The organism is Streptomyces sp. NPDC037013 (assembly GCF_055607265.1).
Map to the genome: position 1 here is coordinate 807,633 of NZ_JBVJRV010000002.1, position 14,881 is coordinate 822,513.

Consider the following 14,881-nt stretch of genomic DNA (forward strand, 5'->3'; position numbering starts at 1 on the left):
AGGCCGCCGGTAATGTCCCGACGGCGGCTGCCCTACAACACCACCCAGCGTAGACACCGTGACGGGATCGGGCCTCGGTGCTTCGCCGACTGATGGCCTGCGGCAGGATGGATGCCACCTGGTACGTACGCGTCATTCGCGTACGTACTGAAGACAACCGCTGGAGACGCCCGGTGAGTTCCCCAGATCCACAGGTTCGCGCAGCGCGAAACCCGTCAACCCCGGCGCCCCTCCGAGGGCCCGTCGTCGCCGTGACCGGCGCGGCCTCCGGAGTGGGCGCGCTGCTGACCGAGCGCCTCGCGGCCTCGGAGGAGATCAAGCAGGTCATCGCCATCGACGAGCGCCGCGGCGACTGCTCGCAGGCGCAGTGGCACATCCTGGACGTCCGGGACCCCGCCATCGCCGAGAAGCTGCGTGGCGCGGACGTCGTGGTGCACCTGGCACTCGACCTCGACCTGGAGACGGACGGCGCGGCCCGCACCGCCTACAACGTGCGCGGCACCCAGACCGTCCTGACCGCCGCCGCGGCCGCGGGCGTCCACCGCGTCGTGCTGTGCACCTCGGCGATGGTCTACGGAGCACTGTCCGACAACGAACTGCCCCTCTCCGAAGACGCCGAATTGCGTGCCACCGCCGAGGCCACCGGCGTCGGCGATCTCCTGGAGGTCGAGCGGCTGGCCCGCCGCGCGCCCCGCGCGCACCCCGGCCTCAACGTCACCGTCGTACGGCCCGCGACCCTGGTGGGCGGCACGGACACGGCCCTCACCCGGTACTTCGAGTCGCCCCGGCTCCTGGTCGTGGCGGGTTCGCGTCCGGCCTGGCAGTTCTGCCACGTCGAGGACTTGTGCAGCGCCCTGGAGTACGCCGTTCTGGAGAAGGTCGACGGCGAGCTGGCCGTCGGCTGTGACGGCTGGCTGGAGCAGGAGGAGGTCGAGGAGCTCAGCGGGATCCGCCGCATGGAGCTGCCCTCGACGGTCGCGCTCGGCGCCGCGGCCCGGCTGCACCGCATCGGGCTCACGCCCTCTCCGGCGGGTGACCTCGCGTACACGATGTACCCCTGGGTGGTCAGTGTCAGCAGGCTCCACGATGCCGGGTGGCGCCCGCAGTGGACCAACGAGGAGGTCCTCGCGGAGCTGCTGGAGGAGGTATCCGGGCGGCGCACGGTGGCCGGGCGGCGCCTGGGACGCAAGGACGCCACGGCCGCGGGCGCGGCCGGCGCGACGGTCGCCCTGCTGGGCGCGGCGGCGGTGGTGCGCAGGGCGCGCAAGGCGCGGCGCAGGATCTGACGCACCGGGGCGGAGCGCCGTGCGCACGGGCCCGCCCCGCCGAGAGCCCTCCTGTAGGGAACTCCAATGGGGTACGCGTGCGTGCCGGGCGAAAGATCTATTCCGTGCCGGCCCCGCCGTGCGGCACCATGGCGGCATGGCACGCACCACGATGGACCACCCCGGCGAGCAGGCCGCGCAGGACCCGATCCGCCTCCTCGCGATCCGTGACACGCCGCTCTCCCTGGACGAGGTCTTCCGGGCCGTCGGCGACGACGCGGCGGGCGGCACGGCGCTCTTCGTGGGGACCGTGCGCAACCACGACGGCGGCGCGGACGTCGACGAGCTCGGGTACTCGACCCACCCCACCGCCGAGGCCGAGATGCGCCGGGTGGCCGAGCGGGTCGTCGCCGCGTACCCCGTGCGCGCCCTGGCCGCCGTGCACCGCGTCGGCGACCTCGCCGTCGGCGACCTGGCGGTGGTCGTGGCCGTCTCCTGCCCGCACCGCGCGGAGGCCTTCGACGCCTGCCGCAAACTGATCGACGACCTCAAGCACGAGGTGCCGATCTGGAAGCACCAGCGCTTCTCGGACGGCAAGGAAGAGTGGGTCGGCGCCTGTTGACCCCCGGGCCGCGCACCCGGTGGGTCCGGTTGCCCCGGGTGGCTCCGGTTGCGTAACCCGACCCCTGCCGTGAGCGTTGACCATGCGGATGGTTAATCTGCTGATCAGTCAGTTGCGGTGGATCACGGGCTCGGGAGGTCGAGATGGCATCACTTGCCTGGTTGCTGATTCCGCTCCTGGCAGCCGTCGGTGCGGGTCTGTGGGGCAGCTGGGCCGCCCGTAACCGCAGGTCCGGACGGACGGGCGACACCTCCGAGCTCAATGGCTACGCCGCCTTCCGCGAGGCCATGGAGAAGTCCCGCGGGGTCACGCAGAAGCCGCACGAGCCCGGCGAGGACCCCCGGACCGGACCGCCCCACGAGGCCGAGCGGGCCCCCGCGGCGGAGCGGCTCCCCGAGGTGGCGCAGGCCCCCGAGACCGAACAGCCGTACGAGACCGCGCAGACGCACGAGGCCATGGAGAAGTCCCCCTCGGCGAGGTGACGCCGGCCGCGCCAGGCCCCCTCGCGCCGGTGCCCTTTACCGCCTGTGAGCCGCCTTCGCACCGCTCTCCTCCGCGATTCCCCGTACGGACCGGCCCCGGGGGTGCTCCCACAGGCAGGTCCCGTACTGTCGTTCCATGCCACGCCGCACCGCGACGATGCTCGCCTCCACCCTGATGTTGATCGCGCTCCTCTGCGCCGGAGTGCTCATCAAGGTGCCGTACTCGGAGATGTCTCCCGGCCCCACGGTGAACACCCTCGGCGACCACGACGGCGAACCGGTTCTGCAGATCTCCGGGCGCAAGACGTACCCCACGACCGGCAACCTCAACATGACGACGGTCAGGGTCACCAGCGCCGACTACAACATGAACCTGGCGGAGGCCGTCTACGGCTGGCTGGCACACGACAACATCGTGGTGCCGCACGACACGCTCTACCCGAACGGCAAGACCGAGCAGCAGTCCTCCCAGGAGAACGCCGAGGAGTTCAGCCAGTCCCAGGAGAGCGCCAAGGTGGCGGCGCTGAGGGAACTGCACATCCCGGTGAAGTCCCAGGTCATCGTCGCCACCGTCTTCAAGGGCGACCCGGCCGAGGGCAAGCTGCACGCCGGAGACGTCATCAAGAAGGTCGACGGCAAGCCCGTGGAGCAGATGGAGGACGTCGCCAAGCTGGTCACCAAGCACAAGCCCGGCGAGCCCGTCACGTTCTCCGTCGTCCCGGTCAAGGAGGCCGCCGCGGCCGAGAAGGCGGGCAAGGAGACGTCCGCGACCGACGACGTCAAGATCACGACGAAGGCCGCCGAGGGCGACGACGACCGCGCGGTCGTCGGCATCAAGGCCGGCACCGACCACACGTTCCCGTTCACGATCGACATCAAGCTGGCCGACGTGGGCGGCCCCAGCGCCGGACTCATGTTCGCCCTCGGCATCGTCGACAAGCTCACCCCGGACGACCTCACCGGCGGCGCGTTCGTGGCCGGCACCGGGACCATCGAGGACAACGGCAAGGTCGGCCCCATCGGCGGCATCGAGATGAAGACCGTCGGCGCCCGCGACAAGGGCGCCGAGTACTTCCTCACGCCGAAGGCCAACTGCGCGGCCGCCGCGAAGGACGTCCCCGACGGACTTAAGCTCGTCAAGGTGGACACCATCCACGACGCGGTGAAGTCCCTTAAGAAGATCCGCAAGGGTGACACCGCCGGCCTGCCGAAGTGCACCGCGGGCTGAGAAGCGCCCGCCCGCCCCTTCGGCTGAGGCCGGCGCCGGGGCCCATAGAGGGCCGTACGCGGGCGGGGAAGCCCCCCACCCGCGCGCGGCCGTCTGCCTTTAGGCGAACGTCGCCGCCAGCGCCTCCGCAAGCCCCGGTACCAGGTCCGAGCCGGTGAGGACCTCGGTGGGGGAGTCCTTCTCGCGCAGCCGCAGCGCGGACTCGCGCGCGCCGTCACGGAGCACCGCCACGGTCATGCGGACCTCCTGGCGGTCCGGGTGCTCGGCCACCCACTTCGCGAGCTGAGCCTCGCCGAGGCCCTCCGGGACGGACGTCTCGGCGGACGGCGGCAGCATCAGGCGCTCCACCGTGAGGGCGCAGCCCGCCACGGCGTCGGGCCAGGCGATGGTGCCGAGGAACTCGTCCAGCGGCTTGTCGGCGGGGATCTCCTCCTGCTCGATGGGGGTGAAACCGGCGTGTTCCACGCCGTCGTCGAGGCCGAGCTGTGAGGCGAGGCCGGGTTCTTGGGTGCGCAGTCGCGCGGTGTCGACCAGCGCGAAGAGGCGGGCGGGCCGGTCCCAGCCGAGGCCGGATACGTACTCGTCGATCTCGAGTACCGCCCGAGTGAGGGGGCTCGCTGCCATGGGAGTGTTGGACATGGTCACAATCCTGCCTCGTTAGTCCCGGGAAACGGGAACCGAGTAAAGCGTGAGTAAGTTGCATAGGTGTGGGTCCGCGATCTCGGGGGCCTGACGGACCAACAGCGAATCAACAGCGAACTTCGAGGTGCGCACCTTGGCTTTCCAGATGCCGGACCGCGGCGGAGGCCCGACGGGGCCACGGATCAGAGTGGGCCGACCCTCCCGGCGTGTCCGCACCCTGCTCATGACCTTGGGGGTCCTGGCCGTCCTGGCCATGGCCTTCGTCATGTTCGCGGGGTTCTGGACGGACTGGCTCTGGTACCGATCGGTCAACTACTCATCGGTCTTCACGACGACCCTGTGGACCAAGATCGGCCTGTTCTTCGTCTTCGGCCTGCTCATGGCGGCCGCCGTCGGCGTGAACATCTGGCTGGCGCACCGGCTGCGCCCGCCGCTGAGCGCCATGTCGATGGAGCAGCAGAGCCTCGACCGGTACCGCATGGGCATCGCCCCGTACAAGAAGTGGCTCCTCATCGGGGTCACCGCCCTGGTCGGGCTGATCGCGGGCGCGTCCGCGGCCGGCCAGTGGCGCACCTGGCTCCTGTGGGTCAACGGCGTGTCCTTCGGCCAGAAGGACCCCCAGTTCCACATGGACGTGTCGTTCTTCGCGTTCGACCTGCCCTGGTACCGCTTCCTGCTCGGCTTCGGCTTCGCGGCCACGGTGCTCTCCCTGGTCGCCGCCGCCCTGACGCACTACCTGTACGGCGGGCTGCGGATCACCAGCCCCGGCGCGCGCGCGACCGCCGCGGCCACCGGGCACCTCTCGGTGCTGCTCGGCGTCTTCGTGTCACTGAAGGCCGTCGCGTACTGGCTCGACCGGTACGGCCTCGCGGTGAAGTCCAGTGACTTCAAGGCGACGGGCAACTGGACGGGCCTGAGGTATGTCGACGCGAACGCGTACCTGCCGGCCAAGACGATCCTGTTCTGCATCGCCGTCATCTGCGCCATCCTCTTCTTCGCGACGCTCTGGCGGCGCACCTGGCAGCTGCCCGTCATCGGCTTCGGTCTGATGGTGCTCTCGGCGATCCTCATCGGCGGGCTCTACCCCGCGATCGTCCAGAAGTTCCAGGTCCAGCCGAACGAGCAGGCCAAGGAAGCCCCGTACATCGAGAAGAACATCGAGGCGACCCGCAACGCCTACGGGATCAACGGCGTGAAGCCCGAGGAGTACAAGGGCGCGGGCCGGGTCGACGAGGACTCCAAGAAGAAGCGCGAGAACGCGGACACGGCGGCCAACTACCGCCTGAACGACCCGAACATCGTCTCGCCGACCTTCCAGCAGCTGGAGCAGGAGCGCAGCTACTACCAGTTCCCGAAGACGCTGGACGTCGACCGCTACAACGGCCAGGACACCATCGTCGGCCTGCGCGAGATCGACGTGAACAAGCTCGACAAGCGGAACTGGATCAACGACCACTTCGCCTACACCCACGGCTACGGCATGGTCGCCGCCAAGGGCACGGAGACCAAGAAGGGCTCCAAGGGCGCCCCGGCGTTCACCGAGTCCGGTCTGCCCACCAATGGCGACCTGGGTGAGTACGAGCAGCGGGTCTACTACGGCGAGAAGACCACCCAGTACTCGATCGTGGGCGGGCCCCAGAAGGAGCTCGACTACGAGGAGAACGGCGGCGGTCAGAAGACGTACAGCTACAAGGGCGACAGCGGCGTCAACCTCTCCAACCCGATCAACCGCGCCGCGTACGCGGTCTCGTTCGGGGAGCCGCAGATCCTTTACTCCGGAGCCATCGGCGACGGCTCGCGGATCCTCTACAACCGCACCCCCAAGGAGCGCGTGGAGGCGGTGGCCCCCTGGCTGACCATCGACGGCGACGTCTATCCGACGGTCGTCGACGGGCGCATCCAGTGGGTCGTCGACGCCTACACGACGAGCAACGGCTATCCGTACGCCTCGCGGACCACGCTCGGCGACACCACGGCCGACTCCCTGTCGCAGGCCGACAGCCAGCGCACGGTGATCGCCCAGCAGAACCAGGTCAACTACATCCGGAACTCGGTGAAGGCGACCGTCGACGCGTACACCGGCGACGTCAAGCTCTACACCTGGGACGAGAAGGACCCGGTCCTGAAGACCTGGAAGAAGGCGTTCCCGGGCACCGTCAAGGACAAGAGCGAGATCCCGCCCAAGCTGATGGACCATCTGCGCTACCCGCAGGACATGTTCAAGGTCCAGCGCGAGCTCCTGACGAAGTACCACGTCACGGACCCCGGCCAGTTCTACAACGCGAGTGACGCCTGGCAGGTGCCGAACGACCCGACGAAGAAGGACGACAGTGCGGTCCCGCCGTACTACCTGTCCCTGAAGTCGCCGGGCCAGACACAGCGGCAGTTCTCCCTGACGACGACGTTCACCCCGAGCGAGCGGCCCAACCTGCGGGCGTTCATGACGGTCGACGCCGACGCCAGAAGCAAGAACTACGGCCAGATGCAGCTGCTCAGAGTCCAGGGCGACGTCGACGGACCCGAACAGGTCCAGAACAAACTGAACTCCATGAAGGAGGTCGGTACGTTCGTCCGTGACATGAAGGGCGCCGACTCCGATGTCCTCTACGGCAATCTGCTGACCGTGCCACTGGACGACGGCTTCCTCTACGTCGAGCCCGTCTACGTGCAGGGGCGCAAGTCGGCGTATCCCCTCCTGAAGAAGGTCGCCGTCTCGTACGGCACGGAGACGTTCTTCGCGGACTCGCTCAGCGAGGGGCTCAACCAGGTCTTCAGCGTCGAGGGCGCCACCAAGCCACCGGGCCAGGACCAGGACGAGCCGACCAAGCCCCCGAAGTCCAACGACCCGACGGTCCAGGCCGCGCTCGACGACGCCCAGCAGGCGTTCGACGACGGCGAGACGGCCATGAAGAAGGGCGACTGGAAGGCGTACGGCGAGGCGCAGGACCGGCTCCAGGAGGCGCTGGAGCGGGCCGAGAAGGCCTCGTCGAAGGCGGCCGGTAAGAGCGACAAGAACCCCGACGAGGGCGCTGACAAGGGCGCCGACAAGGCGGGGGACAAGAGCGGGGACAAGGCCGACTAGCGGGCGGTCAAGGAGCCACCCCGCGCCGTGGTACGGTTTGAACACAACGGCGCGGGGTGGAGCAGCTCGGTAGCTCGCTGGGCTCATAACCCAGAGGTCGCAGGTTCAAATCCTGTCCCCGCTACTGCAAGGTGAAGGCCCGGATCCTTACGGATCCGGGCCTTCGTCGTGTGTGCCGGCCCCGGTGTCGCGAGCGGTTCCGGGGCCGGTGCGGTGACCGGTGACCGTCGTGTGCGGGTGTCCTATGCCAAGACATGCGAACGGTGCGAGGTCGGGGGAGAGTTGGGAGATCTGTGTTTGACTTATCTCTCTGTGGGCATGTCGACAAAACGCTGAAGTGACCTCACTGGCTGCGGTATACCAGGTGTACCCAGGTTGCAGGTGGTGCGACGATGGACGTTATGGGGGACAAGGCAACTCTGTTGGAGACAGGGCGGTTTGTGCAGCCGGCCGACCGGGAGGATCCCGGGGCGGCCGCCGAGGAGATGCGCCATCGGCTGGCCGCCGAGGCCGGAGATGTGGACGCCATGAGCGTTCTCGGAAGCCTTCTGCTGCGCCGCGGTGATCTCGACGGAGCCGAATCCCTGCTGCGCGCCGCGACCGCCGAGGGCGACCGCGCCGCGGCCAACAACCTGGGCGTCCTGCTCCACCAGCGCGGCTACGCCGACGAGGCGGCCGGCTGGTGGCGGGTGGCCGCCGTCGCCGGTTCCGCCGCGGCCGCGCACGCGCTCGGCCGGCACCACCGCGAGCGCGGCGACGAGCCCGCCGCCGAGTACTGGCTGCGCCAGTCCGCAGAGGACGGCCACACCCTCGGGGCGTACGCGCTCGCCGACCTCCTGGAGCACCGCGGCGACGTCGGCGCCGAGCGCTGGATGCGGGTCGCCGCCGAGCGCGGCCACCGCGAGGCCGCGTACCGCCTGGCCCGCGCCCTCGACCGGCGGGCCGCCGCGGAGCGCGGCGAGCACCCCGCCTGCGCCGAGGCCGCCGACGACGGCACCCGCCCGGCCGCCGCCGAGGCCGAGCAGTGGTACCGCCAGGCGGCCGCCCGCGGCCACCGCAGAGCCGCGCTGCACCTCGGCGCGATCCTGGAGCGGCGCGGCGAGCTGAAGGAGGCCGGCCGCTGGTACCTGAACTCCGCCAAGGACGGCGAGCCCAGGGCCGCCTGCGCGCTCGGGTTCCTGCTGCGGGACGCGGGCGACGAGGAGAGCGCCGCCGTCTGGTGGCTCAAGGCCGCCCAGGACGGCGACGGGAACGCCGCGAACGCGCTGGGCGCCCTGCACGCCGAGCGGGGCGAGACCCAGACCGCCGAGCGCTGGTACCGCGCCGCCATGGACGCGGGCGACGTGAACGGCGCGTACAACCTCGGGCTGCTCTGCGCCGAGCAGGGCCGCACCGCGCAGGCCGACCAGTGGTACCGCCGCGCCGCCTACGCCGGCCACCGCGAGGCGGCCAACGCCCTCGCCGTGCTGCTGCTCCAGGGCGGCGACGCGGCGGGCGCCGAGCCGTGGTTCTCCAAGGCGGCGGAGGCGGGCAGCGTCGACGCCGCGTTCAACCTCGGGATCCTGTACGCGGGCCGGGGCGACGAGGCCACCGCCCTGCGCTGGTACGAGCGGGCGGCCGCGGCGGGACACACCGACGCGGCGCTCCAGGTCGGCACGGCGCGGCTGCGCGCGGGCGACGACCAGGAGGCCGAGCGGTATCTGCGGTGCGCGGCCGGCGGCGGCAGCGCCGAGGCGGCCTACCGGCTCGGCACGGTGCTCGACGCGCGTCGACCCGCGGCCGCGCCGCCCGCGCTCGGCGAGCCCGCGGCGGAGAAGAGCGAGTGCGAGGAGTGGTACGAGAGGGCGGCCGAGCAGGGGCACCGGCGCGCCCAGGTCCGGGTCGGCATGCTGGCCTCGGGCCGGGGCGACGTCGTCGAGGCCGCGCGGTGGTACCGCAAGGCCGCGGAGGCGGGCAGCCGGAACGGCGCGTTCAACCTCGGCCTGCTCCTCGCCCGCGAGGGCAGCGAGCCGGAGGCCGCGCTCTGGTGGACGCGGGCCGCCGACGCGGGGCACGGGCGGGCGGCGCTCCGTCTCGCCCTGCTCTACGCGCGCCGCGGTCAGCTGGCGCAGGGGCAGCGGTGGGCCTCGCGGGCCGTCGATCTCGGTCCCGCGGAGGTCTCCGAGCGTGCCGGGCGGCTGCGGGAGGCGCTGCGCCAGGAGCTCACCGCGTAGGAGCGGGGCGGGTGTGGGCCCTCGGCGCCCGTGCCCCCGGGCGGCCCTGGGAACAGATTTGCGCTGGTCGTAGCCGTGACGTAGAGTTGTGTTCACCGACGCGGGGTGGAGCAGCTCGGTAGCTCGCTGGGCTCATAACCCAGAGGTCGCAGGTTCAAATCCTGTCCCCGCTACTGACGATCGAGGGCCGGAAGCCATGTGCTTCCGGCCCTCGATTCATGTGTGGTCCGCGTTCCGCGCATGCCCCACGGCTTCCTCGTACAGCGTGCGGTCCACCGCCTTCTTCTCCGGCACCTCGTCGCCGTCGAGCACCCCCGCCGCGCGGTAGGCGTCCTGGAGGCGGTCCGTCGTGCCGGCCCGGATCTCCCAGTCCATGCGGAGGGACGGGGTGGAGCGCAGGATCCGCTCGTCCGTGTTGAGCAGCCCGGCGAGCTTCTTCGTGAACTCCTCGTCGGCCTTGTAATCACCCGCGAAGTACGTGTTCACCGTCCGGATGTACGCGCGCAGCAGCGCGACGCCCGCGTCGGGGTCCTTTGTGAGGAGGTTCGGGCCGAAGAGGAGGCCGCCCAGGGGCTCGCCCCGCGGCTGGCCGCCGAGGAAGGCGTACCTCTTGTCGCCGTCGACCTTGCGCCAGACCGGGTCGAGCAGCCAGGCCGCGTCGGTGCCGCCGTTCTGGAGCGCGGTGAGGACGTCCGCGGAGCCCAGCTGCTGGAACCGGATTTCGTCAAGGCCTCCGCCGTGCTTCTTCAGGACCTTGTTCATGGGGTACGCGATGACGGACCCCTTGCCGATCATGGTGCCGAGCGTGCGGCCGGCCAGGGGGACGCGGGCGGCGCTCTCGCCCTTCTTGAGCCGCACCCACAGGCCGCTCTTCGACCGCGGGTCGGGGGAGAAGTTCCCGGCCGTCCACTTGATGTCGAAGCCGCCGTTGATGCCGTTCAGCACGGCGGCCTCCGGCGCGGCCCACTGGGCGTCGATGTCGCCCTTGGCGAGCAGGGGCAGGGCGTCCGGGGTCGGCAGCACCTTCAGCTCAACGTCGAGCCCCTCCTTTTTGAACTCGCCCTTCTCCACCGCCAGCTGGAGGGGAGCGACGTACTCGGCGCTGAGCGTGCCGGTCGCGATGGTCAGCCTGCGCCGCCCGGGCAGGGGATCGGGGGCGGGGGTGTGCGGGGCGCAGCGGGCCGGGGCGCGGTCGGGGGCCAGGCCGGCGGGGTCGGTCCAGCTGTTCTTGCCGCAGCCGGAGACGGGGGTGACGGTCCGGGGCTTCGCGGGGGCCTCCGCGTCACCGTCGTCGTTCTTCGCGCACCCCGCGGCGGCGAGCAGCGAGCCCGCGACGAGCAGGGCGAGTGCGGTGGTGCGCCGTGCGGTGGTGCGGGTGCGCATGGTGCCTCCGAGCGCTCGGGTACGGAGATCCGTCCGGGTCATGACTGGCTCCGGCCGCGGTCGCGCGGGGCCCACGGGGTGAGCAACCGGCCCGCGATCCGCACCACTTCGGAGAAGACGACGCCGAGCACCGCGACGCAGACGATGCCGACGAACATCACGTCGTTCTGGAAGAGGGCACGCGAGTCGAAGATGAGGTGGCCGAGGCCGTCCGCCGCCGCGATCTGCTCCGAGGCGACGATGACCAGGACCGCGACCCCCGCGGCGATGCGCGCCCCGACCAGGACGGCGGGCAGGGACGCGGGGAGCAGTACGTGGCGGAACATCTGCCAGGGCGAGGCGCCGAAGACCTGGCCCGCGTCGCGGTGCCCGGAGGGTACCGCGAGGACCGCCGCCATCGTCGAGATCCAGACGAAGAAGAAGACCGTGGCGGCGACCAGCGCGATCTGCGGGCCCTCGCCGAGCCCGAACATGTTCAGAAAGACGGGCAGGAGCGCCAGTTTGGGGACCACGTACAGCGCGTCGAGGGTCGGTTCGAGGGCGGCGCGCACGACGGAGAGCGAGCCCATCAGGAGGCCGAGCGCGTATCCGGCGGCCGTGCCGATCGCGTACCCGGCGAGCACGCGCTTCAGCGTGGCCCACACGTCGGGCCAGAGGTCGCCGTCCGCGGCGTGGTGCCAGCCGTCCTCCAGGATGGTCTGCGGCGCCGGATAGACGCGGTCGTCGATCCAGCCGCTCACGGCGGCGAGCTGCCACAGCAGGATCAGGGCGAGGGGCACGCCCGCGGCGAGCGACAGTTCGAGGGCGCGACGGCGGCGATGGGTGCGGGCGGGGTGCAGCTCCTGCGGTCCGGGCCGTCTGATCAGGAGCTCCTCGGGCGGGGCGGGGCTTTCGCCGGGGCGCGGCGCCGGGCTCTTGCCGGTGGTGGTGGTCATGCGGTGGCCCCCGTGCCGACCTCGTCGCGGAGGAGTTCCCACAACTCGCTCTTGAGCGCTGCGAATTCGGGCGCGGCGCGCACGTCCGCGCTGCGGGGGCGCGGGAACGGCGGGCGGCGCTCGGCGATGACGCGGCCGGGCCTGGCCGACATCACCAGGACGCGGTCGCCCAGGACGATCGCCTCTTCGAGGCTGTGGGTGATGAACAGGGTCGTGGTGCGGGTGGTCTGGGTGAGGGCGAGCAGCTCGTCCTGGAGGATCGTGCGGAGCTGGGCGTCGAGCGCGGCGAACGGCTCGTCCATGAGGAGGATCTCGGGTTCCACGGCCAGGGCGCGGGCGATCGCGACGCGCTGGCGCATGCCCCCGGAGAGGGCGGCGGGATAGGCGTCGGCGAAGTCGGTGAGACCCGTGCGGTCCAGCCAGCGGGTGGCCCGCGCGTTCGCCTCCTTGCGGGGGACGCGCTGGATGTCCAGGCCGAACCTGATGTTGGCCCGGACCGTCTTCCAGTCGTGGATCCCGTACTCCTGGAAGATCATCGCCACGGGCCGCCGGGCGGCCGTGCGGATGCTCAGCTCGCCGGTGCTGGGGCGCAGCAGGCCGGCGGCGATGCGCAGGAGCGTCGACTTTCCGCACCCCGAGGGGCCGACGACGCAGGTGAACTCGCCTCTGGCGACGGTCAGGTCCACCGGGCCCAGGGCGTGTACTGCCCTGGGGGGCCGGCCGAAGGTTCTGGTCACTGCGCGGGCCTGGAGTTTGGGGTGCGGATCTGCCACGGGGTCTCCTTGCGGAGGGTTCCCTCCTCGCGGAGGGCGGGCGGTCGGCGGGCGCCGCAGAGAATATGACGGCCCGTCAGATCTTGGAAGGGGTGTGTTGTGGCCGGGATCCGCTACCCGGGTACGGAACGACGAGGCCCCCGGCACCTCGCGGTGCCGGGGGCCTCGTGGGCGTACGGAGTGCTTACGCCGACGCGCAGTTCGGGCAGACGCCCCGGTAGGTGACCTCGACGTCCTCGACCGTGAAGCCGAAGCGTTCCGAGTCGGGGAGGCTGGCCAGGGGGTTGCCCGTGGGGTGGACGTCACGGATCGCGCCGCAGCGGGCGCAGACCAGGTGCTGGTGGGGGCGGTGCGCGTTCGGGTCGTACCGCTTGGCGCGGCGGTCGGTGGAGACCTCGAGGATCTCGCCGAGGCTCACCAGCTCGCCCAGGGTGTTGTAGACGGTCGCCCGGGAGATCTCGGGCAGTTTGTCCGCGGCGCGGGCGTGCACCTCGTCCGCGGTGAGGTGGACGTGGTCCCCGTCGAGGACCTCTGCCACGACGCGCCGCTGCGCTGTCATGCGCCAGCCGCGTGTGCGCAGTCGTTCCAACAGGTCACTCATGAAAACCAGCCTAACAGGCGGGGGACCCAAGTCCCGAACGGGTGTGACTTTGGATTGGCGCTTGACTTAGACAAAGTCCATCGTAGGATCAAGTACGGCAAACGCCAAGGGACAGGACTTGCAGGAATGACGCAGGAGGCGCACGTGACGCAGGGACCGCTCACCACGGAGGCCGGAGCGCCGGTCGCCGACAACCAGAACAGCGAGACGGCGGGCCTCGGCGGACCGGTCCTCGTCCAGGACCAGCTGCTGCTGGAGAAGCTCGCCCACTTCAACCGCGAGCGGATCCCGGAGCGGATCGTGCACGCCCGCGGCGCGGGTGCGTACGGCACCTTCACGCTGACCCGGGACGTCTCGCAGTGGACGCGTGCGAAGTTCCTCTCCGAGGTCGGCAAGGAGACCGAGACCTTCCTGCGCTTCTCCACCGTGGCGGGCAACCTCGGCGCGGCGGACGCGGTGCGCGACCCCCGCGGCTGGGCGCTGAAGTTCTACACCGAAGAGGGCAACTACGACCTCGTCGGGAACAACACCCCGGTCTTCTTCATCAAGGACGCCATCAAGTTCCCCGACTTCATCCACACCCAGAAGCGGGACCCCTACACGGGCTCGACCGAGGCGGACAACGTCTGGGACTTCTGGAGCCTCAGCCCCGAGAGCACCCACCAGGTGACCTGGCTCTTCGGTGACCGCGGCATCCCCGCCTCGTACCGCCACATGGACGGCTTCGGCTCGCACACCTTCCAGTGGAACAACGAGGCCGGCGAGGTCTTCTGGGTCAAGTACCACTTCAAGACCGACCAGGGGATCAAGAACCTCACCCAGGCGGAGGCCAACAAGCTCGCCGGTGAGGACCCCGACTCCCACCAGCGCGACCTGCGCGAGGCCATCGAGCGCGGTGACTTCCCCTCCTGGACCGTGCAGGTGCAGATCATGCCGGCGGCGGAGGCGGCCACCTACCGCTTCAACCCGTTCGACCTCACCAAGGTGTGGCCGCACGCGGACTACCCGCCGATCGAGATCGGCAAGCTGGAGCTCAACCGCAACCCGGAGAACATCTTCGCCGAGGTCGAGCAGGCCATCTTCAGCCCCGCGCACTTCGTGCCGGGCATCGGCCCCTCGCCGGACAAGATGCTCCAGGGCCGTCTCTTCGCGTACGGCGACGCCCACCGCTACCGCGTCGGCATCAACGCCGACCACCTGCCGGTGAACCGCCCGCACGCCACCGAGGCGCGCACCAACTCCCGTGACGGCTTCCTGTACGACGGCCGCCACAAGGGCGCGAAGAACTACGAGCCGAACAGCTTCGGCGGCCCGCACCAGACGGACCGGCCGCTGTGGCAGCCCCTCCCGGTCACCGGCGGCACCGGCAACCACGCGGCGGCCACCCACGCCGAGGACAACGACTTCGTGCAGGCGGGCAACCTCTACCGCCTGATGTCCGAGGACGAGAAGAGCCGCCTGATCGAGAACCTGTCGGGCTTCATCGCCAAGGTCTCGCGCGAGGACATCGTCGAGCGCGCGATCGACAACTTCCGTCAGGCGGACGGCGACTTCGGCAAGCGGCTGGACGCCGCGGTCCAGGCCCTGCGCGGCTGACCCGGCCACTTGTCGTGGATGAGCGACGGGCCGGCTCCCTTCGGGGGGCCGGCCCGTCG

At 70.7% G+C, this 14,881-nt stretch carries 12 protein-coding genes and 2 tRNA genes; 9 read left to right on the forward strand and 5 right to left on the reverse strand.

The window, feature by feature from the left end; translation table 11 throughout:
- The first annotated feature begins 173 nt into the window (after nucleotides 1-173).
- The 4 genes from ACZ7DY_RS08680 (at nucleotide 174) to ACZ7DY_RS08695 (ending at nucleotide 3,597) form a co-directional block, all read left to right on the forward strand.
- Nucleotides 174-1,286: an SDR family oxidoreductase gene (locus tag ACZ7DY_RS08680; protein WP_471131780.1), complete on the forward strand. Its 1,113-nt coding sequence runs from the start codon at nucleotides 174-176 to the stop codon at nucleotides 1,284-1,286.
- A 136-nt stretch (nucleotides 1,287-1,422) separates the two neighbouring features.
- The gene (locus ACZ7DY_RS08685; protein WP_471131783.1) at nucleotides 1,423-1,887 is read left to right on the forward strand and encodes a molybdenum cofactor biosynthesis protein MoaE; all 465 of its coding nucleotides are present in this window, start codon (nucleotides 1,423-1,425) and stop codon (nucleotides 1,885-1,887) included.
- A gap of 143 nt (nucleotides 1,888-2,030) precedes the next feature.
- A complete protein-coding gene (locus ACZ7DY_RS08690) occupies nucleotides 2,031-2,369 on the forward strand; it encodes a hypothetical protein (RefSeq protein WP_471131785.1) in 339 nt (112 codons plus the stop codon).
- Nucleotides 2,370-2,505: 136 nt separating this feature from the next.
- Nucleotides 2,506-3,597 (forward strand): YlbL family protein, encoded by a 1,092-nt coding sequence (locus ACZ7DY_RS08695; protein ID WP_471131788.1) that lies wholly within the window; start codon nucleotides 2,506-2,508, stop codon nucleotides 3,595-3,597.
- Between the two features lie 99 nt (nucleotides 3,598-3,696).
- Here the strand turns inward: ACZ7DY_RS08695 and ACZ7DY_RS08700 are convergent, their stop codons facing one another.
- Nucleotides 3,697-4,236, reverse strand: a complete 540-nt coding sequence (locus tag ACZ7DY_RS08700) for a PPA1309 family protein (protein ID WP_471131791.1) — start codon at nucleotides 4,234-4,236, stop codon at nucleotides 3,697-3,699.
- A gap of 148 nt (nucleotides 4,237-4,384) precedes the next feature.
- Between ACZ7DY_RS08700 and ACZ7DY_RS08705 the strand changes: the two genes are divergently transcribed.
- From ACZ7DY_RS08705 to ACZ7DY_RS08720, 4 genes are all read left to right on the forward strand, one after another.
- On the forward strand, nucleotides 4,385-7,321 hold the full coding sequence (locus ACZ7DY_RS08705) for a UPF0182 family membrane protein (RefSeq protein WP_471132424.1): 2,937 nt from the start codon (nucleotides 4,385-4,387) through the stop codon (nucleotides 7,319-7,321).
- A gap of 50 nt (nucleotides 7,322-7,371) precedes the next feature.
- Nucleotides 7,372-7,445, forward strand: a tRNA-Met gene (locus ACZ7DY_RS08710).
- A gap of 268 nt (nucleotides 7,446-7,713) precedes the next feature.
- On the forward strand, nucleotides 7,714-9,534 hold the full coding sequence (locus tag ACZ7DY_RS08715; protein WP_471131794.1) for a tetratricopeptide repeat protein: 1,821 nt from the start codon (nucleotides 7,714-7,716) through the stop codon (nucleotides 9,532-9,534).
- Between the two features lie 99 nt (nucleotides 9,535-9,633).
- Nucleotides 9,634-9,707 (forward strand) — tRNA-Met (locus ACZ7DY_RS08720).
- Nucleotides 9,708-9,750: 43 nt separating this feature from the next.
- Here the strand turns inward: ACZ7DY_RS08720 and ACZ7DY_RS08725 are convergent.
- The 4 genes from ACZ7DY_RS08725 to ACZ7DY_RS08740 form a co-directional block, all read right to left on the reverse strand.
- The gene (locus ACZ7DY_RS08725) at nucleotides 9,751-10,917 is read right to left on the reverse strand and encodes an ABC transporter substrate-binding protein (protein WP_471131797.1); all 1,167 of its coding nucleotides are present in this window, start codon (nucleotides 10,915-10,917) and stop codon (nucleotides 9,751-9,753) included.
- A gap of 38 nt (nucleotides 10,918-10,955) precedes the next feature.
- Nucleotides 10,956-11,852 carry an ABC transporter permease gene (locus tag ACZ7DY_RS08730; protein ID WP_471131800.1) on the reverse strand — a complete coding sequence of 299 codons (897 nt, stop codon included), beginning with the start codon at nucleotides 11,850-11,852 and terminating at the stop codon, nucleotides 10,956-10,958.
- Entirely contained in the window at nucleotides 11,849-12,625 is a 777-nt protein-coding gene (locus ACZ7DY_RS08735; RefSeq protein WP_471131802.1) for an ABC transporter ATP-binding protein, read from the reverse strand. Before ACZ7DY_RS08735 ends, ACZ7DY_RS08730 begins: the two co-directional genes overlap by 4 nt.
- A gap of 184 nt (nucleotides 12,626-12,809) precedes the next feature.
- On the reverse strand, nucleotides 12,810-13,226 hold the full coding sequence (locus ACZ7DY_RS08740; protein ID WP_471131805.1) for a Fur family transcriptional regulator: 417 nt from the start codon (nucleotides 13,224-13,226) through the stop codon (nucleotides 12,810-12,812).
- Nucleotides 13,227-13,352: 126 nt separating this feature from the next.
- Between ACZ7DY_RS08740 and ACZ7DY_RS08745 the strand changes: the two genes are divergently transcribed.
- Nucleotides 13,353-14,822 carry a catalase gene (locus tag ACZ7DY_RS08745; protein ID WP_471131808.1) on the forward strand — a complete coding sequence of 490 codons (1,470 nt, stop codon included), beginning with the start codon at nucleotides 13,353-13,355 and terminating at the stop codon, nucleotides 14,820-14,822.
- Nucleotides 14,823-14,881 lie beyond the last annotated feature (59 nt).